Annotated in this window: 13 protein-coding genes; 7 read left to right on the forward strand and 6 right to left on the reverse strand. The window is 42.3% G+C overall.

Annotated elements, in window-relative coordinates; all coding sequences use genetic code 11:
- The first annotated feature begins 204 nt into the window (after positions 1-204).
- The 4 genes from IQ264_RS14045 to IQ264_RS14060 all read left to right on the forward strand — a co-directional run bounded on the left by IQ264_RS14045 (position 205) and on the right by IQ264_RS14060 (position 6,511).
- Positions 205-1,077, forward strand: a complete 873-nt coding sequence (locus tag IQ264_RS14045) for a lipid kinase (RefSeq protein ID WP_193981410.1) — start codon at positions 205-207, stop codon at positions 1,075-1,077.
- A gap of 719 nt (positions 1,078-1,796) precedes the next feature.
- Entirely contained in the window at positions 1,797-4,574 is a 2,778-nt protein-coding gene (locus IQ264_RS14050; protein ID WP_413470351.1) for a cation-translocating P-type ATPase, read from the forward strand.
- 134 nt (positions 4,575-4,708) lie between these two features.
- On the forward strand, positions 4,709-5,851 hold the full coding sequence (recF, locus tag IQ264_RS14055) for a DNA replication/repair protein RecF (protein WP_193981411.1): 1,143 nt from the start codon (positions 4,709-4,711) through the stop codon (positions 5,849-5,851).
- A gap of 276 nt (positions 5,852-6,127) precedes the next feature.
- Positions 6,128-6,511, forward strand: coding sequence for a hypothetical protein (locus tag IQ264_RS14060; protein WP_193981412.1), 384 nt, complete (start codon positions 6,128-6,130; stop codon positions 6,509-6,511).
- Between the two features lie 120 nt (positions 6,512-6,631).
- On the opposite strand, the gene IQ264_RS14065 is transcribed toward IQ264_RS14060, so the two are convergent.
- A complete protein-coding gene (locus tag IQ264_RS14065) occupies positions 6,632-7,120 on the reverse strand; it encodes a hypothetical protein (protein ID WP_193981423.1) in 489 nt (162 codons plus the stop codon).
- A 94-nt stretch (positions 7,121-7,214) separates the two neighbouring features.
- Between IQ264_RS14065 and aroA the strand changes: the two genes are divergently transcribed.
- On the forward strand, positions 7,215-8,567 hold the full coding sequence (aroA, locus tag IQ264_RS14070) for a 3-phosphoshikimate 1-carboxyvinyltransferase (protein ID WP_193981413.1): 1,353 nt from the start codon (positions 7,215-7,217) through the stop codon (positions 8,565-8,567).
- Positions 8,568-8,712: 145 nt separating this feature from the next.
- On the opposite strand, the gene IQ264_RS14075 is transcribed toward aroA, so the two are convergent.
- The gene (locus tag IQ264_RS14075) at positions 8,713-13,902 is read right to left on the reverse strand and encodes an ATP-binding protein (protein WP_193981414.1); all 5,190 of its coding nucleotides are present in this window, start codon (positions 13,900-13,902) and stop codon (positions 8,713-8,715) included.
- 371 nt (positions 13,903-14,273) lie between these two features.
- On the opposite strand from IQ264_RS14075, the gene IQ264_RS14080 reads away from it, so the two are divergent.
- Both IQ264_RS14080 and IQ264_RS14085 read left to right on the forward strand, forming a co-directional pair.
- Positions 14,274-15,896, forward strand: coding sequence for an alpha/beta hydrolase (locus IQ264_RS14080; protein ID WP_193981415.1), 1,623 nt, complete (start codon positions 14,274-14,276; stop codon positions 15,894-15,896).
- 61 nt (positions 15,897-15,957) lie between these two features.
- Positions 15,958-16,770 (forward strand): SPFH domain-containing protein, encoded by an 813-nt coding sequence (locus IQ264_RS14085; protein WP_193981416.1) that lies wholly within the window; start codon positions 15,958-15,960, stop codon positions 16,768-16,770.
- A 6-nt stretch (positions 16,771-16,776) separates the two neighbouring features.
- Here IQ264_RS14085 and folP read toward each other — a convergent pair whose 3' ends face one another.
- The 4 genes from folP to IQ264_RS14105 all read right to left on the reverse strand — a co-directional run bounded on the left by folP (position 16,777) and on the right by IQ264_RS14105 (position 21,527).
- Positions 16,777-17,622 (reverse strand): dihydropteroate synthase, encoded by an 846-nt coding sequence (gene folP / locus IQ264_RS14090; RefSeq protein ID WP_193981417.1) that lies wholly within the window; start codon positions 17,620-17,622, stop codon positions 16,777-16,779.
- 124 nt (positions 17,623-17,746) lie between these two features.
- Positions 17,747-18,472, reverse strand: coding sequence for a triose-phosphate isomerase (gene tpiA, locus IQ264_RS14095; protein ID WP_193981418.1), 726 nt, complete (start codon positions 18,470-18,472; stop codon positions 17,747-17,749).
- A gap of 266 nt (positions 18,473-18,738) precedes the next feature.
- Complete coding sequence (locus IQ264_RS14100) at positions 18,739-19,155, reverse strand: DUF29 domain-containing protein (RefSeq protein WP_322744688.1); 417 nt, start codon at positions 19,153-19,155, stop codon at positions 18,739-18,741.
- Positions 19,156-19,376: 221 nt separating this feature from the next.
- Positions 19,377-21,527 (reverse strand): polyribonucleotide nucleotidyltransferase, encoded by a 2,151-nt coding sequence (locus IQ264_RS14105; protein ID WP_193981419.1) that lies wholly within the window; start codon positions 21,525-21,527, stop codon positions 19,377-19,379.
- Between the last annotated feature and the right edge of the window lie 86 nt (positions 21,528-21,613).

A 21,613-nucleotide genomic window follows, 5' to 3' on the forward strand; every position in this document is an offset into this window, starting at 1 on the left:
AAGTAGTTATCTCCTATTTTTTGGCAAAAAAGACCAGTATTTTCCCTCAGATTATCTCCACTTACTCAATACAGTATTTTTGCTGAAAAAGCTACAATAATTCATTGATTTTTCTTAATGATTAATCCTGAAATTTTTCATTGTGAGACTTGGTTGAAAAAATAATATGCTGGACTGGAAACTATGTAATTAAGTTGCAACTTAATGAGTCGTCGAGCCTTGTTATTAGTCAATCGTTCCTCTCGGCGTGGTCAAGAAAGCGCCTCTGAGGTTGTCAAGCAATTGCAACAAGACTTTCATCTTGTAGAAGAAAGTACCGAACACCCGCGAGAAATATCGCACTTGATTCGTCAGTATCGCCACCAAGTTGACTTGGTTATAGTTGGTGGTGGGGATGGTACTCTCAATGCTGCAATAGAAGGTTTAATGGATACTCAACTGCCTTTGGGCATCATACCTTTAGGAACTGCTAACGACTTGGCGCGGACTTTGGGAATTCCGAAATCTGTGCTGGAAGCTTGCCAAATTATTGCCAATGGTCAAGTCAAACGCATTGATTTAGGTTGGGTGAATGGTAAATATTTCTTTAACGTTGCTAGTCTAGGGTTAAGCGTGCAAATTACGCAGCAGTTAGACGACGATTTGAAGCGGCAGTGGGGTGTGCTAGCTTATGCGATCGCTGCTTTACAAGTAATCTACCGAACTCGACCCTTTAAAGCCGAAATTTGCTATCAGGATCGATCGATCGAAGTGCGAACTGTGCAAATCGCTGTAGGTAACGGACGTTATTACGGTGGTGGTATGGTTGTTGATGATGACGCAACTATTGAAGACCGGAAATTAGATCTTTATAGCTTGGAAATTCGCCAATGGTGGCAAATTTTTCCGCTAATTCCTGCAATTATGCGCGGAAAGCAGGGAAATTGGCCTGATGTGCGTACCCTGAAAGGTCAGGAAATTGAAATTCATACCCGCAAACCTTACCCTATTAACACCGATGGCGAAATTACAACCTATACTCCAGCCAAGTTCCAGCTGATCCCTCAAGCTTTGCCCGTAATTGTACCGAAAACATAAAGCAGAAGGGGAAAAGTTTTGAATTGTAGGGGCGGGTTTAGTAGACAATACTGTAATCACAGCAGAAAAATTAACAACAAAACCCGCCCAAGAGAGAGTTTTGAGTTAGAGAGAGTTTGAGGAGTTTTGAATTAATTAACTTCCCCTTGTCTCCCCATCCCCTCGTCCCCCTTCTTTGATCGCTCAACACCTTATAAATACTTAAGATGCAGAAATGGAAACTCCAAATACTCGCCTCGCCACAAGAAGTTAGCTATGATTATTTAACTGGCAAAGGTTGCCGTAAAAATAGAGAATTCATCTGAACCAGAAGGAACTGCGTGATGTTGAAATGCCTTAATCCTGGGAATTGTTTAACCCATTAAAATGTCAAAAAAGAGAGGTAAATAGTGAAAAAATCGGGTTTATTGTTAACAGCGTTACTGTTTGGTTTCATAGGATTGATTGCTTCCTTTATCTCTGGGAGTATCAATTGTGTTCCAACAAGTCAACAGTGCATTTTAGGTTCATCAGGTAGCGGTATTGTCATTAACTCTGGCATAGCTCAATTCATAAATTTTCTACCTATAATTTGTTTGATATTGGGTGCAGCTTTCTGGTTGGCTGGTTTTTTGCAAGCAAGAAAAAAACAAAAGAGAGAGTTATTAGCAACTGCTAAAACTGCAAGCGCCGCCAGAGAAGTAGGTGAAGCTTGGCACACTTTAGATGTTGACAAAAGTTTGCGAGTTTTAGATAGCGATCGCAGTACTGGTTTAACTAACGAACAAGTCAAAGAACGATGGCAAAAATACGGCCCCAATGAACTAGAAGAAACAGCAGGACGCAGTTCTTGGGATATTCTCCTCGATCAGTTCAAAAACATTATGTTATTAATGCTGATTGGGGTAGCTTTTGTTTCTGGTTTCTTGGATGTTGTCAAATTGCAACAAGGAGACTTAGAACCAGGGGAAGTACCGTTTAAAGATACGATCGCCATTCTGTTAATTGTAATTCTCAACGGTGTATTAGGTTATTTGCAAGAAAGTCGTGCTGAAAAAGCACTCGCTGCCTTGAAAAAAATGTCTTCGCCAAAAGTGCGAATCATCCGCGATGGGAGAACTTTAGAGGTTAGCGCCAAAGAATTAGTTCCTGGCGATATCATGCTGTTAGAAGCTGGGGTGCAAGTAGCAGCAGATGGTCGATTAATTGAAGAGTCAAATTTGCAAATTCGGGAAGCAGCATTAACCGGAGAAGCACACGCTGTCGAAAAGGAAGCAAACTTACATTTAGCCGAAGATACACCTTTAGGCGATCGCATTAACTTAGTATTTCAAGGTACCGAAGTTGTCCAAGGTCGCGCCAAAGTCCTAGTTACTAATACTGGGATGAAAACCGAATTAGGACGCATCGCCGAAATGTTGCAATCAGTGGAAAGCGAACCCACACCTTTGCAACAAAGAATGTCTCAATTAGGTAATGTTTTAGTAACAGGTTCTCTGGTACTAGTAGTTGTAGTAATCATTGTTGGATTACTTCGTTCAGGTTGGAATTTCGCCACTTTTATTGCCTTAGTCGAAGTTTCTTTAAGTATGGCAGTTGCGGTAGTACCAGAAGGTTTACCTGCGGTAATTACCGTAACATTGGCATTGGGAACACAGCGCATGGTCAAGCGCAATGCCTTAATTCGGAAATTACCAGCTGTAGAAACATTGGGTTCGGTAACTACGATTTGTTCCGATAAAACTGGCACCTTGACCCAAAATAAAATGGTCGTGCAACAGGTAGCAACAGTTAAGCAAAAAATTCAAGTTAGTGGCGAAGGTTACACACCCGAAGGTGAGTTTATCTTAGACAATAAATCGGTAAATGCCACACAATATCCCGAATTAAAATCTTTGTTACTTGCTTGCGTAGAATGTAACGATGCCGAATTACAATGCGAACCAAATAACGCACCAGGAAGTAATGGTGGAAACTGGAAAATTTTAGGAGATCCGACAGAAGGCGCTTTATTAACTTTAGCAGGTAAAGGAAATCTGCAAAAAGAAAATATCGATCGGCAAATGCCTAGAGTGGAAGAAATTCCTTTTTCTTCCGAACGGAAGCGCATGAGTGTAATTGTCAAAAATGAATCAGAATCTTTACTCGAAAATTCGGGTAACTTTATTCTGTTTTCTAAAGGTTCTCCAGAGTTAATTTTGCAGCGTTGTACTTACTATTTAGAAGGTTGGCAAAATGCTAAATTAACAGAAAATCAACGCGCAGAAATTCTGGAACAAAACAACCAAATGGCAGCGAATGGTTTGCGGGTTTTAGGGTTTGCTTACAAACCAATGGACAACAAACCTTCAGGAGATTTGAATGAAAATGAAGTCGAACAAAACTTAGTTTGGTTAGGTTTAGTCGGAATGCTCGACGCACCCAGACCAGAAGTGCGCGAGGCGGTGGCAAGATGTAGACAAGCGGGAATTCGTCCGGTAATGATTACTGGCGATCATCAGTTGACTGCTAAAGCGATCGCTCATGATTTAGGTATAGCACAAGAAGGCGATCGCGTTCTCACAGGTCAAGAATTACAAAGAATTAGCCAAGAAGAATTAGAACGAGAAGTCGATCAAGTTTCAATTTATGCTCGTGTTGCTCCCGAACACAAACTGCGAATAGTTCAAGCACTACAAAATCGCGGTAAATTTGTCGCCATGACTGGCGATGGTGTTAACGATGCACCTGCTTTGAAACAAGCTGACATCGGTATTGCAATGGGTATTACTGGTACTGATGTGAGTAAAGAAGCTAGTGATATGGTGTTGTTAGATGATAACTTCGCCACAATTGTTGCTGCCACAGAAGAAGGACGAGTGGTTTACACTAATATTCGTCGTTTTATTAAATACATTCTCGGTTCCAATATTGGGGAAGTTCTGACAATTGCAGCTGCACCAATTTTATTACCAACGGGCGGAGTACCCTTAACACCACTGCAAATTTTGTGGATGAACTTAGTCACAGATGGTGTTCCCGCATTAGCTTTAGCAGTAGAACCAGCAGAACCAAATGTGATGAAACGTCCGCCCTTTAACCCGCGTGAAAGTATCTTTTCCAGAGGTTTAGGTTGGTACATGGTGAGAGTTGGAATTATTTTTGCTATTCTCACTATTATTCTCATGGAATGGGCTTATACTCATTCTCAAGGAAGTGGCGATCCAGAGCGTTGGAAAACAATGGTATTTACTACTCTTTGTTTAGCACAAATGGGTCACGCGATCGCTATTCGTTCCAACACACAACTAACAATTGAATTAAACCCCATGACTAACCCCTACGTTTGGGGTGCGGTGATTTTAACCACTATTTTGCAGTTGATGTTGATCTATGTTCCACCTCTAAGAGCTTTCTTCGGTACTCATGTACTTGACTTCGGAGAACTACTTATTTGTCTTGGTTTTAGTATGTTAATGTTCGTCTGGATTGAACTAGAAAAACTGTTCATCCGCTGGTTTGGCAAAACCAGAAAATAGGGAGCAGGGGAGCAGAGGAGCAGGGGAGCAGGGGGGACAAGGAGATTTTTACCTTTTGCCTTCTGCCTTCTACCTTCTACCTTCTGCCTTCTGCCTTCTGCCTTCTGCCTTTCCCTAGTCCCCAATCCCCAGAAATGTACTTAAAAAACTTACACTTGCTTCAATTCCGTAACTATCAAGATCAGTGGGTAGAATTTAGTGCGCCAAAAACTATTTTGGTCGGGAATAATGCACAGGGAAAATCTAATTTATTGGAAGCAGTGGAGTTACTTTCTACATTGAAAAGTCATCGGGTAACACGCGATCGCGATTTAGTTAAAGAAGGAACTGAATGGGGTAAAATTGTAGCTAAACTAGAAAGACAAACAGGCGACATTGATTTATCTTTAACTCTACGTCGGAATGGTCGTCGTACTGTTAGTCGTGGTAGTGAAGCTCTGAAACGACAAATAGATTTTTTAGGTACAATTAACGCCGTACAATTTTCCAGTTTAGACTTAGATTTGGTCAGAGGTGGCCCCGAACATCGCCGCAGTTGGCTAGATACTTTAGTTATTCAATTAGAGCCTTTTTATGCTTATATTTTACAGCAATATCATCAAATTCTAAGACAACGTAATGCTTTATTAAAAAAATTTCGGGAACAAGGAATAGTCAACGATGCGTCTATTTATCAAGGTTCCCGTTCCGAGTTAGCTTTATGGGATGCACAATTAGTTACAGCAGGAGTACGGGTAATGCGTCGTAGAGCCAGAGCTTTACAAAGGTTAGCACCTATTTCCCAGTACTGGCATCAAGCTATTAGCGGTAGTACAGAAAAATTAGAAATTAAATATTTACCCAGTGTGGTAATGGAAAAGGATGATTTAGAATGGTTACAACAAGCTTTTTTGGAGAAAATTCAACAACGAAGTATTGCTGAACAACATCAAGGTACTACATTAGTAGGGCCACATCGGGATGAAGTAGAGTTTTCTATTAACCAAACTCCGGCTAGACAATATGGTTCTCAAGGACAACAGCGAACTTTGGTCTTAGCGTTGAAGCTAGCGGAATTAAAATTAATTGAAGAAGTTATTGGTGAACCGCCTCTGTTGTTGTTGGATGATGTCTTGGCAGAATTAGACTTAACCCGTCAACATCAATTGTTAGAAACTATCCAAACTCGATTTCAAACCTTAATTACCACTACTCATTTAAGCGCCTTCGATCCGGTTTGGCTGAATGCTTCTCAAATTCTCTATGTGGAAGCGGGACATCTTTCCCTCCATGCTTGATTCTGTTAAACATTATACAATTTAAATAGTGGAGTGAATTTGCTAATACTAATTCACGAAATGAATGATACATATTTGGTAGGGGCGGGTTTTGTTGAAAATTTGACAATGCTTAGCTCAAAATATCGGCTAAAATCGCCCCTACAAATTATTTGTATCAACGTTAATGTGAAAATGGGATAACGCTGTACCTCACCAACCAAGAGAAACGCTATACTTCCCAGTTTAACTTTTTTTGAATTGAGAATTTAATTAGCGAATTTGATAAACATAACAATGGTAAAAATCGTCACCGATAAACAAAAAATTAGAGAACTTGCAGAGTCTCTGTGCTGGGTTCGGACTAAGGAACCGGAACGTTTCTGGTTTCAAGGTAAAGATATCTACTTTGATGTATTTTTTCAAGTTGAAAATGAGGAAATTGTTTGGTTTCAATTTACTTGGCGAGGAAACATTGTTTCTTGGGACAAAAGTGAACCAGGTTTAAAAACCGGAATAACTAATGAAATGAATCATGGCGATCGCCTTTATCCCGCTAGTAAAACTGTTAAATTCGATCCGCAGCCTAACCAAGAATTGATTGAATTTATGCAGTCTATCGTCAGAATTTGCTCGATCGAACACCCGATTTTTGCTAAAGCCTTAAAATTATTTAGTTAAAAGTTGATTTCCCTAAAAAATCATAAAAATTAGACTTCTTGCAAAAGTTCCCAATCTTTTGAAAAAATACAGGTAGAACACAGTTAAACATTAATAAACTTTTGCAAGAATTATCCGAGATTAATGATGAATTTCCAAATTCAAAATATAGCGACCTAATTGTACCTTTTCCGACCATAAATCGTATTCTAGTCGCAAATGTTCTGGCAAAGGATGTCCTTCTAAAACTAAGCTGCGGGTGAAGTTACGCAAACGCAATTGCCAATTAGTTTTAAAAGAATCATTATTTAACCAATAACGACTCATTCCATAAATACCTCTTTCCCAAAAATGGCGGTAGCTTAATTTGCCATTTCCTTGCATGGTCATAATTACGCGATGGGGAGAAATTTCTAACCACAACAGACGGGGAGAGGAGGTTGTCACAGGAGAAGCGATCGCCAATCCATCTGAGTTTTGTGGCATCCCCAGTCCAGGTTCTGTAAGCAGCAAATGAAAGCGGAGACGGTCTTTTTGATATAGTGTCGCGGAAGTCTCGACTACCGACCAAATTGGTAAATCGGTGGACACTAAGGATAGACACACAGGTTTGCGATGATGCGTGAGCATAAAAGGAAAAAGACAATATCTAAGTTTAAAATGTCCCAGTTGGGCAAAGAAAAGGGTAGGATCTAACTTCACAGTCCACCACCAGTCTATCCCAATGTCAGTTCCCTTCGTCAGGCTAAAAGTTGTAGAAAATCAGCAATCTTTGGTAATTGAAAAACCTCTCTCTGGATTGTCGCTAAATGGCAAAATTAAAATACCGGGAGATAAATCTATTTCTCATCGTGCGTTAATGTTAGGTGCTCTTGCTCATGGCGAAACTCAAATTCAAGGATTACTTTTAGGAGAAGATCCGCGCAGTACTGCTGAGTGTTTTCGCGCTTTGGGTGCAGAAATTTCCCCATTAAATACTGAGTTAGTGCGCGTTCAAGGTATTGGTTTGGGTAATTTGCTGGAACCTTTAGATATTTTGAATGCAGGTAATTCTGGCACAACTTTACGGTTAATGTTGGGAATTTTAGCTTCCCATGAGGGGAGATTTTTTACGGTGACGGGAGATAGTTCTTTGCGATCGCGTCCGATGTCGCGTGTAGTACAACCATTAAAACAGATGGGTGCCACAATTTGGGGACGCAAAAGTGGTTCTTTCGCACCTTTAGCTGTGCAAGGTCAGCAGTTACAAGGAATTACTTATCATTCTCCCATTGCTTCGGCACAAGTTAAGTCTTGTATTTTGTTAGCTGGTTTAATGGCAGAAGGAGAAACTACTGTAATTGAACCTGCGCTTTCACGCGATCATAGTGAAAGAATGCTGCAAGCTTTTGGGGCAAAATTAAGTGTAAATCCAGAACAAAATAGTGTAACTGTTTCTGGCGGCGCAAAACTGCAAGGACAAACAGTAATTGTACCGGGTGATATTAGTTCTGCGGCTTTTTGGTTGGTGGCAGGTGCGATCGTTCCTGGTTCAGAATTATTAGTGGAAAATGTCGGCGTTAACCCCACTCGCACCGGAATTTTAGAAGTTTTAGAAATGATGGGTGCGGATATTCAACCGGAAAATCAAAGAATAGTTGCTGGGGAACCTGTAGCAGATTTACGGGTTAAATATAGCAAGTTGAAAAGTTGTAAAATCGCGGGTGATATTATTCCTAGATTAATTGATGAAATTCCCATTTTGGCGGTAGCTGCTGTATTTGCGGAAGGGACAACAGTAATTCGCAATGCAGAAGAGTTACGGGTGAAAGAGAGCGATCGCATTGCAGTTATGGCATCTCAATTAAACAAAATGGGAGCAAAAGTTACTGAACTACCCGATGGTTTAGAAATTACTGGCGGCACTCCTTTAACTGGTGTTGATGTTGATAGTTTCACCGATCACAGAATAGCGATGAGTTTAGCAATTGCGGCTTTAAATGCTCAAGGTGTGACTACAATTAATCGCGCTGAAGCTGCTGCCATTTCTTACCCGAATTTTACTGCAACTTTGCAACAAATTTGCCAAAGTAATTAACACCGTTTCCGATTGCATTAGACCTCTCCTTTCAAAGAATGTAGAGACGTTGTATACAACGTCTCTACAAGGGTTTCAAGCGTGTCCCTACAAGATATAATTCCGAAGCAAACGGATGAAATATAACTTCGCAAGTAGGGAAAATTTAGGAATTATCCTTTAATTTTGAGATCGTCTTGATTAACGCTTGAGGATCGATCGGTTTGGCAAGGTGCCGTTGAAATCCAGCTTGCAAGGCTTGTTGTTGGTTGAGGTCTCCCGCGTATGCAGTCAGAGCGATCGCTTTGATCTGCCCCCCTCGTTCCGGTGGCAAAGCTCTGATCTGCTGCATCAGCATATAACCGTCCATCTCCGGCATCCCAATATCGCTGAGTAAAACATCGCAAAGGGATTGTGTTAGGGCTGTCATTGCTTCCCTAGCAGAAGAAACTGCAATTACCCTTGCCCCCGCCTCTTCCAATACAAAAGCAACAAAGTCTCGTGTATCAGTATCATCATCAACCACTAAAATTTGGATACCTTGCAAATTTAGGGATGGTTCTGATAATTGATCCATATTAGATATTGGCTGACTTGGCATTAGGGGCAATCTCACCATGAAATTAGCACCACTACCGTCTCCAGGGCTATCCGCTTTCACCGTTCCACCATGCAGTTCCACCAGATGCCGCACGATCGCTAACCCCAGTCCCAATCCGCCAAACTTGCGGGTAGTGGCGCTATCTTCTTGCCGGAAATAGTCAAACACGAATGGTAAAAAATCTGGGTGAATCCCTTTGCCTGTGTCGCTGACTGTGATTTGAGCATAATCGTTAATTTGTTCTAATTGCACCTCAACCTTTCCCTGTGGAGGTGTAAATTTCACAGCATTAGAAAGCAAGTTCCATATTACTTGCTGCAAGCGGGTTAAGTCGCCTGAAACTAGACCTACGGAAGGGTCTAGCTTCGTTTTTATCTCAATTGACTTGGCTTCTGCTGCCAGTCGCACCGTTTCGATCGCCGATTGAACGATCGACGTTAGATTAATTGGGCTGATAGTAAGACTAAGCTTGCCGCGCAGAATCCGAGAAACATCAAGCAAATCTTCAATCAGTTCAGATTGCAGTTTGGCATTCCGCTCGATCGTTGCCAAAGCTTGCTTAGTTGTTGCTTCATCCAACTTGCGATTTTGGAGGAGACTTGACCAACCGAGAATCGGGTTGAGGGGCGATCGCAATTCATGGGAAAGAACAGCGAGAAACTCATCTTTAATGCGGTTAGCGCGTTCGGCTTCTTCCCGCGCCGTTTGTGCTTGTTGCAGGAGGTGCGATCGCTGTTCCTCTAGTTCTTGCTTATCGTGAATGTCTGTCAATACTCCAAACCACTGCCTGATTTGACCCTGTTCATCCCGGAGGGGCATGGCTCGCACCAGCTGCCAACGGTAAGTCCCATCTGACTTTCGGAGCCGATATTCTGCTTCGTAGGGAATGCCGTTTTGCACTGATTCCATCCAACTACGAGAAATTCGTTCCACATCATCAGGATGGATGACTGTTTGCCAATTCAAATCTAGCAACTGCTCAGATGGCAAACCGATATAGTCACACATCTGCTGGCTGATATATGTATTGCGTCCTTGAGCATCCGCAGCCCAAACGAGCTGGGGAGTAGCTTCAACTAAATAGCGGTAGCGTTCTTCACTTTGACGTAGGGCGGCTTCGGTGCGGATGCGATCGGTAATGTCGGCAAATCCTCCCAATGCACCTCTAACTTTACCCTGAGCATCGTGCAAGGGGGAGGCATAACAAAGTAGTTTAATGACAGTACCATCGGGATGGACGATATCTACCACTTTGTCCCTCACCTCAGTGTTATGGATAGCGGCATACTGCATCGGCAACTCTTCAACAGGTAATTCCTGTCCCTCCTGACAAACACGATAAGCAGGTCGTTCGTCATCTGGCACGCTATGGGAATGATTGGCATCAACGGGAACTCGAACGATCCTGGAAAGGTAACGATTCGATCGAATCATTCTGCATTCTGGATCTTCAGCGATCGCAACACCAACGGGCAACAGATCGAACAGAGTTTCTAGCTCATCGACGCGGTGAGCAAGGGTCTGGTTTAGTGTCTGAATTTTGGCGCTGGAGCGATCGCATTCCAGGGCAATGCTGGCAACCTGGGTGCCAAAGTAGGCGAGTTGGTACTCCCAGTCAGTTGGCATCCGCGCTTCATCGAAGCAAAGCATCAGCGATCCAAGGGGGTGTCGATCGAAACCCCACACGGGCGCAGAATGACATCCCAGGATGCCGTGAGCAATACATAATTCGCGCCATTCTTGCGACCAGCGATCGTCGTTGGCAATGTCTGCACAAGTAACAGGCTGACCGGAATAGACTGCCTCACCGCAGGTGCCAATGCACAATTCATTAATCGGGGCATCCTTGAGTCCCTGCCCAAAGGATGCTGAAAAACCAGGAGTGATAGAGCGGGGAAAGGTGAGTCCTTGGGCATCAGTCAGTAGGAGACAAACACGGATGCGAGGATTCAATTTGGACAATGAGGTACAGAGAGCCCAAAGGCATTCATCCAAGGGATGCCCCAGTGCAATCAATTCCAGTAGTTTTTTCTGCTCCACCAGCACCAGTTCTGCCTGTTTGCGAGCGGTCACTTCAACTACAAAAATTGTTAGTCCATTTGATGAAGGATAAACTCGGAACTCAAACCAGCGATTCCAGGGCAAATAAAGATATTCAAACTGGAGAGGCGTTTGTTCATTCACCGATCGATGAAATTGAACAAACACCTCTGTTCCAACCGCATCAGGAAATAACTCCCAATGGTTATAACCGAGCAGTTCTTCTCGCTGCTTCCCAGCTATTTCGCATAAGCGATCGTTGACATAAGTGTAGCGCCAGTCGCGATCGAGCGTATAAAACCCATCGCTGATACTCGATAAAATGGTTTCGAGTGTTTGCTTGGTTGTTTGGGCTTCCTGTCGCAGTGTTTGCTCTCGCTGAGTTGCTTCTCGCCGTAGTTGTGCCAGCTTCAAGGTTGCTTCCACTCGCGCCAATAGTTCGCGGGCGGAGAAAGGTTTAGTTAAATAGTCGTCTGCTCCTGCTTTTAATCCTTCGATGCGCGATTCTTCCCCAGCACGGGCAGAAAGCAGAACGATCGGCAATTCTTTGGTTTGTTGATTGCTCCGCAACTCCCGCAATAACTCAAAACCATCGAGTTCTGGCATCATCACATCTGCCAGCACCAAGTCGGGAAGTTGCTGGCGAATAGCAGCTAAAGCCGCCACCCCATCTGCCACAGTTTCTACTTCATACTGCTGACTCAACAAACGTTTCAGATAAGCTCGCATATCGGCGTTGTCATCAGCTAACAGAATCCGGGCCGAACTTGGCAGCGGGGCGGAGGAGCACAGGGGCAGCGGGGAAACATCTGTTTGATATCTCTCCCCTGCTCCCCTACTCCCCTGCTCCCCTGCCTCTTCTGGTAGCCAATGCAAGGCTTCGTCAACATAGTGCGTGGCTCCCGTTGCTGTTGATGTTAGAGTGCGGGTGGCGCTAATGCGATTGCTTGGTAAGTGAGCATATCCAGTGGGGATTGATACGGTGAAGCAAGTTCCGCGATCGATCGCACTACTGACTTCGATCGTGCCGCCATGCAAGCGCACTAGCTCTTGAACTAATGACAAACCAATGCCCGACCCTTCATAACTTCTTCCTCTTGCCCCCTTCGCTCGATGGAATCGCTCAAAAATATGGGGCAAATCTTCGCTGGGAATGCCCGTTCCTGTGTCTCGCACTTCCAGAATGACTTGGGAGGATGAGAGGATAACTGGATTTATCTTATTTTCACAGTCGCACCACCTCAAGGAAACCGTAATCTCTCCGGCAAAGGTGAATTTGAAGGCATTGGAGAGTAGGTTGAGGACGATCTTCTCCCACATCTCTCGGTCTACATAAACAGGTTGCGGTAGTGGCGGGCAATTTACCTGTAAACTGATTCCAGCTCGTTCAATTGCAGAACGAAATACCCCAGCAAGATCGGCGGTTAACATTGCTAGATCGGTCGGCTCATAAACTGCTTCAATCCGCCCGGATTGAATCCGGGAGAAGTCCAGCAAAGTATTGACCAACTTCAGCAATCGCTGGGAGTTCCGATAAACTATTTCTAACTGTTGGCGATCGCGCGGGTTCGGGCCTGAAGGGTTGGCTAAAATATCTTCCAGTGGATTCCGCATGAGCGTTAATGGGGTGCGGAACTCATGGCTGACGTTACTAAAAAAGAGGGTTTTGGCACGGTCTAGTTCGGCTAATGCCTCGGCGCGTTTACGTTCTGCTTCGTATGCCTGGGCATTGGCGATCGCTGTAGTTACATGACTGGCAACTAAATCGAAAAATCCTCGGTACTCATCATCCAACGCCCGTCGAGGACTAACACCAACTACCAAAAACCCAGCTAAATGCTGTGTTTGCCCTGACTTGGTAAGTGGGATGACCAAGCCAGCATGAGGAGATTCTGACCAAGCACCTCCAGGTAATTCACCAAAACGCACTGTTAGGTCTTCGACCAATTCAGTTTCTTTGGTTTGATTTACTCGTGATAGATTCCAGAGGTCGCTTTCCTGAGTTAAATCTACCTGTCCAGGACTGGCGATCGTTCCTGGTTGAATGTTGGTGGTTGTGCTGACTAAACGGGCGCGATCGCCATCTGGTTCTACCAGGTATAACAAAGCAAAGGGAATATCGTGAATATTAGCAGACAGAGTAGCGATCGCTAGCTGACAGGCTTGCTCAACCGTTTTGGCTTCTACAGTAGAGGAGCTTAATTCCCGGAGCGATCGTAGCCGACGTTCTCCGATCACCTGCTTAGTGGTCTCAATGACTGCACAGAAAATCCCTCCCACTCCACCACTCTCGTCACGCACAGGGCTATAGGAGAAGGTAAAGTAAGCTTCTTCTGCATAGCCATTGCGATCCATAATCAACAGCAAATTCTCAGACCAAGTGGATTGACCTGTGTTCAGAACGTTATCAGCGAGTGGTCCCACTACATCCCAAATCCCTGCCCAGCAGTCCTTAGCAGACTTTCCTAAAAATTGAGGATGCTTGCTAGTACCAAGCATTGGACGATAGGCATCGTTGTAGAGGTTGGCATACTCGCGCCCCCACCAAACGAACATGGGATAGCGAGAACTCATGAGAATGCCGATCAAGGTTTTCAAGCTCTGTGCCCAACCGGATACCGGGCCTAATGGCGTTTGCGACCAGTCGAGAGATCTCATCAGTAACGCCATCTCGCTGTCGCCGACAAAGATATTTTCAGACGTATTAGAGTTCATTATCGTCACAGTAATTGGACCCAAAGCCGGGTGGTAGCCATTTGTTGAGTCGGAACTACTATCTCTTCAGCCGGAGTCATTGCCGATTAGTACATGAGATCAATTGCACTGAATATTCTGATATATTTTCTCCTAGTTGATTAATAAAATTAATCTATCTATAGATAGAATTATAGTACTATTGCTTTTTTGTTGACTTCAGCATAAAAAAGCTGAAATTCTTGTAGAACCCATTTAACTAGCAGTTACAGATTTTAGAATTTGGATTGTAGAGTTTGGATTCATACTCAACAGCTTTTTAGTACTAAAAGCCTGAGCATTGATTATCCTAGAATTTGAATTTAAATCTCACATTTATCAAGTGCAATGCTATGAAAAAATTACCTTGGTTGCGTCTGCGTTTAAGTCAATTGTTTCTTGGGTTGGTTTTAAGTTTGGGAATAGTAGCACCAGCTACGGCAGTAGAAAGATTAACTTTACAGTTAGGCCCTTTTCAACAATCTATTAGTGTATCTGATTTAGAACGCTTTGCCAAGACAGGCGAATTACCAAAAAATCTTCAAGCTTTGTCAGTGATTTTTACTCCTAGAGTGCAACAATTACTTTCTCAACGGTTGCAACTCGATCCGCAAATGACTGATAAAGTTTTACAGGAGTGGTTGCGATCGCCAATGTCAGAACAGCTGCTCAAAACTTTCGGACGTGCTTTTCCGAATACAAGAATTGAAGATTTACAAGCGGCAATTTCTTTAGCTGCTAGACAAGCAAATGGGTTAAGTTTAGTTGGAGTATTACGAGCAATTCCGGGCAAAGATGTAACAATTGAGGCTACTTCTTTAATTGGTCTGGCTTTACAGTTTAACCCTTCTTATTGGCAAAGTGAAGCTCTTGGGCCTTTATTAAAGCGAGAATTAGATGTTAATACTCCCAGATTTAATTATAATTTCAATCCAGCAGAATTAGGTATAGAACAAGTAAAACAGCAAACTTTATACTTGAAAGATTCTGAGCGGAATCGTAACATTGCAGTAGATTTATATTATGCGAATAATACCCAAGGGCCATTAGTAGTAATGTCTCATGGTTTTGGGGCCGATCGCAAATTTTTAAACTATTTAGCTCTTCATCTAGCTTCTTATGGAATTACTGTAGCAGCATTAGAACATCCAGGGAGTAATGCTACTTGGGTTTCTCAAGCATCAATTAGTGATAAACCACAGGATTTAATGCCTGCATCAGAGTTTGTCGATCGGCCAAAAGATGTTAGTTTTTTACTAGATAAACTAGCACAAAAAAATCAAAAATTTAGCGAATCACAAGGCAAATTTAATACCAAACAAGTTGTCGTAATTGGTCATTCTTTAGGTGGTTATACCGCTTTAGCTTTAGCCGGAGCCGAGTTAAATTTACCAGCCTTACGCCAAACTTGTAAATCAGTTATCCCATTGTTACAATCTCCGGGAGAATGGTTACAATGTGCTGCTACTGATTTGTCAAAAGTTCCGGTATTAGGAGATTCGCGCATCGTCGGTGCAATTATTTTGAATCCAGTTGTTGGGCAACTTTTTGGTGAAACAGGGTTAAGAAAAGTCAGAGTTCCCACCTTAACTTTAGCTAGTACAGAAGACGCTTTTACTCCAGCAATTACTCATCAATTAGAACCTTTTAAACAATTGGGAGGTCAAAAGTATTTGATTACAGCAGTAGGCGCAACACATTTAAGCGTAGGAAATCCCCAAAACTTAGCTCAACAAATTACTTTGCTTAAAGAACGTACCGGAGAAGAAGTTGAACCTTTACGGCAATTAATCCGGGGTGTTAGCCTAGCTTTTATCAAACAATTTACCTCGGAAGCTGTTAATTACCAATCTTTTTTAACTCCCAGTTATGCCCAATTTCTCTCTACTCCTAAATTAGCATTACGACTTAGCAGGGAATTACCATCAAGTATTTCTCAATGGTTAAAGTTTGTTGCTAAATCCCAGAAAAATTAATCAAGGTTAGAATAGGAGAAGAAAGGGAGGAAATTTTGAGCTTAACTCAAAACTAATTATTATGGAAGCGATCATATCTGCGTTTTTTTTGTTAATTATTGGCGCTAGTATCGGTTCAATTAGTTCAGCAAAGGTGATTAATCAAGGTTCGGAAGCATTAGTAGAACGCCTGGGAAAATATCGTACAACTTTGAAACCTGGTTTAAATTTTATTGTGCCGTTTTTGGATACAATTGTTTGGGAAGAAACCACTAGAGAACAGGTTTTAGATATTGAACCTCAAGATGCAATTACTAGTGATAATGTGTCGCTAAAAGCTGATGCTGTGGTATATTGGCAAATACTCAATATGCAAAGAGCTTATTATACGATCGATGATGTAGAAAAAGCCATTGAAACATTGGTTTTAACCACTTTGCGATCGGAAATTGGTCAAATGAAATTGGAAGAAACTTATTCCAGTAGAAAAGAAATCAACCAACAACTATTACATCAATTAGATGAAGCAACAGAAGCTTGGGGTGTGAAAGTAACCAGAGTGGAAGTTAAAGATATTAAACCTGCACCTAAAGTTTTACAATCAATGGAAGAACAAAGAGCAGCCGAAATTAGAAAAAGAGCCGCTATCTTAGACGCAGAAGGTACTGCTGAATATATGGCAAAAATTTCTCAAGCCTTACAAAAACAAACTCATGGTCAAGAAGTATTGCAGTTTTTCTTAGCCCAAAAATATGTAGATGCTAACTCAAAATTGAGTGAAAGTCCGAATTCAAAAATATTATTTATGAATCCAGCAGTATTAAATGAAGCATTAGCAGAATTGCTAAAACTAGAAAAAAATCCCTCAAAAATTCAGGAAACAGATGATGATTAATTGTAATTAAACTCGCCATATTGCATCAGCAACTAGGGAAATATCACGCATTTCTTTAACATCATGAACTCGGAGAATATCGGCAGAATTTGCGATCGCAGCACAACAAGCCGCACCAGTTCCCCAAATTCTTTGTTTCGCATCTGGTTGATTTAAAATATGTCCAATAAAACTTTTACGCGATACTCCCACTAAAATCGGACAATTCAAAGTTTTAAATTCGGGCAATCTCCGTAAAATTTCCAAATTTTGCTGATGATTTTTGGCAAACCCAATACCAGGGTCAATAATAATTTTACCAGGGTCAATTTCAGCAGCTATAGCAGCATCAATTTGCTGTTGAAAAAACTGCAAAATCTCGCCAATTAAATCTTGATAATCTGTCAATTTTTGCATAGTTTGCGGTGTTCCTCGGATGTGCATTAACACAATTGGTACATTCAATTCCGCAACAGTTGGCAACATTTCCGGGTCAAAAGTAGCGCCAGAAATATCATTAACAATATCTGCACCAGCAATCACAGCCGCTTTTGCCACTGCTGCTTTTGTCGTATCTACAGAAATCGGAATTGTTAACTCTTGGCGAATAGATTTAATAACAGGTAAAACTCGATTTAGTTCCTCTTCTATAGAAACTTCTGCCGAGTTAGGACGAGTTGATTCACCACCAATATCGAGAATATCTGCACCAGATTCTACCAAATATTTTGCTTGGGAGATAGCCGCATCTAAATTATTAAAATCTCCCCCATCACTAAAACTATCCGGGGTGACATTCAAAACGCCCATTAAATAAGTGCGTTTTCCCCAGGTAAAAGTGCGATCGCGAATAATTAACTCGTGATTAGCCATTAGTCATTAGTCAATTGTCAATTGTCATTGGTCATTGGTCATTTGTTAGTTGTCATTTATCATTAGTATTTGAAAAATAATTAATCGCCAATGACTAATGACTAATGACCAATGACAACTGATGCTACTGATAATTTACAATTCGAGCAAAACTATCAGGTTCTAGGCTAGCACCTCCCACTAAGGCACCGTCAATTTCTGGTTGAGCCATAATCTCATCGATATTATTAGCCTTAACAGAACCGCCGTACTGAATGGGAACATCAGGATTAGTTAATTGAGAGCGAATTAACCCAATCACTCGGTTAGCTTCTGTTGATTCGCAGGTATCACCAGTACCGATCGCCCAAATCGGTTCATAAGCAATAATCAAATTATTTTGATCGACATCAATTAGACCTTTTGCTAACTGATGAATAATCAAAGATTCAGTTTCTCCAGCATCTCTTTGTTGCTTACTTTCACCAACACAGAGAATGGGAGTAAGACCATAACGTTGTGCTGCTTTAAGCCGCAGATTCACAGTTTCATCAGTTTCGTTGAAATACTGACGGCGTTCGCTGTGACCGACGATCGCATATCGTACCCCAATCTCCGTGAGCATAGGGCCTGAAATTTCGCCAGTATAAGCGCCTTGTTCCTCCCAGTGAACATTTTGGGCACCCAGTTGCACGCGACTACCATGCAAACTCTTGGACAAAATACCCAAATCAGTAAAAGGAACACACAGAACAATTTCCCTATCTTCCGGGGTATCTTCTAAGGTGGATAAGAAATTCAGCAAGAACTCCGACGCTTCCGCCTGAGTTTTGTACATTTTCCAGTTGCCAGCGATAACTTTTTTTCGCACAGTTACTTTGTAGGGACAAACATTATAGGGTAAACTCCAGTTTAAGGCTTCTGGGGTCAGTTTTGCTAGCTAGTTGGGTAGTCGGTAGTCGGTAGTCGGTAATCAGAAGTTAGGAAGCAGGGAAGAAAAAGAAATATATCTATTTTTTGGGAAGTAGCTTTTGTGGCTTCTAATCTGGGTATTCTTCAGTCTAATGTAGAGACGTTGTATACAACGTCTCTACAAGCCTAAAATTATCCTGTCTGAGGCACCCTAAAAATATGCTATTAATTTGGATCGGATTCTAGTTGTTCACCAGGGAAAAATTCAGCATTTAATATTTCTTCTAAACTGTAAGGACATTCTTGGGGGAAGTTTTCTTTTGCTAAAGATGTCTCGCGCAAAGCTAAATCTAAAGCATCTGGATAAATTTCTGTTAAAGCTTTGGGTAAGTAAGGTTGCAAACTAGGATTTCTTTGGATAAGTCTAATTATTTTGCGTCTTTGTTCCCGAATGGTGAAAAACCAACTTTTAGAACGTTTATTAGGTTGAAATTCCCACTTTAGCAATTGCCCAGTTAAAACTTCTAAACGACTTTCTAACTGAGTTTGTTCCTGCCTACCCAAAGACTCAATCTCCTCAACTAAATTGGGAATATCTAAATTATGCCAATCCTCATTTCGCAAAAATTTTGCTTGTTCCACAGTCTAAGCATAAAAATCAGTTTCGTATAATTCGTTGGTTTTATATTCAACTTCTGATAAATTTTGAGTCATAATAGAAACCCTATTTAATATTATCTCCTCTTCCCTGCTCCTCTGCCCCAAAAGTGGGTAAATGTTGCGGATATTTTAGATGATGATATCCGCAATTTGCGAAGCGATCGCTAAATATTGCAACCGCCTTGCTACTTTACTTTTGGAGTTTAACGATTTGCCGCAGAACGAGCCGCCGCAGCTTCATCTGGGTGAATGCCTAAGCGAGTTAAATTGATCCGACCTTTGTTGTCAATTTCCCGCACTTTTACAATCACTTCATCGCCAACTCCCACTTCATCTTCTACCTTCCCAACTCGGTAGTCTGCTAATTGGGAAATATGAATCATGCCTTCTTTTCCGGGCAAAAATTCCACAAAAGCACCAATGGGAATAATTCTTGTCACCCGACCAACGTAAACATCGCCTTCATTTAACTTGCGAGTTAAACCTTGGACAATTCCTCTGGCGCGTTCCGCTTTTTCCACATCAATTGCAGAAATTGTGACTGTACCATCATCGTCAATATCGATTTTGGCACCAGTTTCTTCGGTAATGCCTTTAATAGTTTTACCACCAGGGCCGATTACTAAACCAATCAATTCTGGATCGATCTTGAGCATTAGTAAACGTGGCGCAAAAGGCGACATTTCGGTACGTGGTTGGTCAATGGCAGCCAGCATTTTTTCTAAAATATGTAATCTGGCTGGACGTGCTTGGTGAATAGCTTTAGCAATGGTTTCTATGGGCAAACCATTGATTTTCATATCCATTTGCAAGGCAGTAATTCCTGTATCTGTCCCTGCTACTTTGAAGTCCATATCACCTAAGAAATCTTCAATTCCTTGAATATCTGTTAAGATGCGGACTTCTTCACCTTCTTTAATTAATCCCATTGCAGCACCGCTAACTGGTTTAATCAGCGGAACTCCGGCATCCATTAAAGCTAAAGTGGAACCACAAACGGAACCCATTGAAGTAGAACCGTTAGAAGAAAGTACTTCCGAAACTACACGAATGACATAGGGAAATTGGTCTTTTGGTGGTAAAACCGGGACAATTGCCCTTTCTGCTAAAGCACCGTGACCAATTTCTCTTCTGCCTGGGGCACGTAAGGGTTTTGTTTCGCCAACGGAGTAGGGAGGGAAGTTGTAATGGTGCAGGTAGCGTTTTTCGTCTTCTGGGTGCAAGTCGTCAGCGAGTTCTTGCGCGTCTCCAGGTGTTCCCAAGGTGACAATTGACATGACTTGAGTAAGTCCGCGATTGAATAAACCGCTACCATGAACTCGCCGGGGTAAGACTCCGACACGACAAGAAACAGGTCGTACTTCATCGAGTTTACGACCATCGACGCGCACGTTTTCTTCGACTATCTGACGGCGCATCAGTTTCTTGGTAATATCTTTGAAGACATTGCCCAAGGCTTTAGCATCTTGAGTAGTTGCAACTCGGATGGGGTCTTCTTCTGGCAGTTCGGCTATTCCAGTTTCAATGCCAGCTTTAATTTCATCTAATGCTTCATCCCGTTGGTTTTTGTCGAAATCAAACTTCTTGAGGATTTCTTTGATTGGGTCGGTGGCGCGATCGCGAATATAATTTTCCAAGTTACTGTCTGTAACTGGTTTTTCTTCGTGAACTTGCTCAATTTCTAGTTCTTTGAGCAGGTCTTTCTGAGCTGCAATTAAGTCGAGTACTGCTTCGTAACCAAAGTCGATCGCTTCAATAATATCAGCTTCTGGCAATTGGTTCGCCCCAGCTTCTACCATAATCACGCCTTCTGGGGAACCCGCAACTACTAAATCTAAATCCCCAGCTTCGATTTCCGCGTAGGTAGGATTAATGATAAAATCATCTCCCACCAAACCAACCCGCACTGCCGCCATTGGCCCATTAAACGGGATTTTAGCCAACATTGCCGCAATGGAAGCCCCTGTCACCGCTAACACATCGGGTGGTACTTGCTCATCCATTGACAATGTAGTTGCGACAATTTGAATGTCATCCCGTAACCAACTGGGGAACAAAGGACGCAAGGGACGGTCTATTAACCGCCCTGTCAAAGTTACCTTTTCTGGTGGACGACCTTCCCTTCTCAAAAACCCACCGGGAATTCTTCCAGCTGCATAAAGTCTTTCTTCGTAGTCCACCAACAAGGGGAGAAAATCGATACCTTCTCTACTTGCCGCCCGCGTCGCAGTCACTAATACACAAGTATCACCCGATTGAATAAGAACGGAACCACCAGCCTGTGGAGCAAGGAGGCCAACCTTTAATCTAATATCCCTCCCGTCAAAGGATATTGATTTGTCTAACTCTACCATTCGATCCTTCACTATCACAATTCTTTATCTGTCGCAATCGTAGCACTGTTACAGTGTCTCAGGGGAAAGTTGGGGAGGTGGGGAGG

It is taken from the genome of [Phormidium] sp. LEGE 05292 (assembly GCF_015207735.1).
Taxonomy (GTDB): Bacteria; Cyanobacteriota; Cyanobacteriia; order Cyanobacteriales; family Aerosakkonemataceae; genus Floridanema.

What these genes read in the sequence shown, in the direction of transcription:
- IQ264_RS14065 (WP_193981423.1), bottom strand. Translation starts at nt 7,120, where the DNA reads ATGCTCACGCATCATCGCAAACCTGTGTGTCTATCCTTAGTGTCCACC.
- folP (WP_193981417.1), bottom strand. Translation starts at nt 17,622, where the DNA reads ATGGCTAATCACGAGTTAATTATTCGCGATCGCACTTTTACCTGGGGA.
- IQ264_RS14045 (WP_193981410.1), top strand. Translation starts at nt 205, where the DNA reads ATGAGTCGTCGAGCCTTGTTATTAGTCAATCGTTCCTCTCGGCGTGGT.
- IQ264_RS14080 (WP_193981415.1), top strand. Translation starts at nt 14,274, where the DNA reads ATGAAAAAATTACCTTGGTTGCGTCTGCGTTTAAGTCAATTGTTTCTT.
- IQ264_RS14105 (WP_193981419.1), bottom strand. Translation starts at nt 21,527, where the DNA reads ATGGTAGAGTTAGACAAATCAATATCCTTTGACGGGAGGGATATTAGA.
- recF (WP_193981411.1), top strand. Translation starts at nt 4,709, where the DNA reads ATGTACTTAAAAAACTTACACTTGCTTCAATTCCGTAACTATCAAGAT.
- IQ264_RS14060 (WP_193981412.1), top strand. Translation starts at nt 6,128, where the DNA reads ATGGTAAAAATCGTCACCGATAAACAAAAAATTAGAGAACTTGCAGAG.
- IQ264_RS14075 (WP_193981414.1), bottom strand. Translation starts at nt 13,902, where the DNA reads ATGAACTCTAATACGTCTGAAAATATCTTTGTCGGCGACAGCGAGATG.
- IQ264_RS14085 (WP_193981416.1), top strand. Translation starts at nt 15,958, where the DNA reads ATGGAAGCGATCATATCTGCGTTTTTTTTGTTAATTATTGGCGCTAGT.
- aroA (WP_193981413.1), top strand. Translation starts at nt 7,215, where the DNA reads ATGTCAGTTCCCTTCGTCAGGCTAAAAGTTGTAGAAAATCAGCAATCT.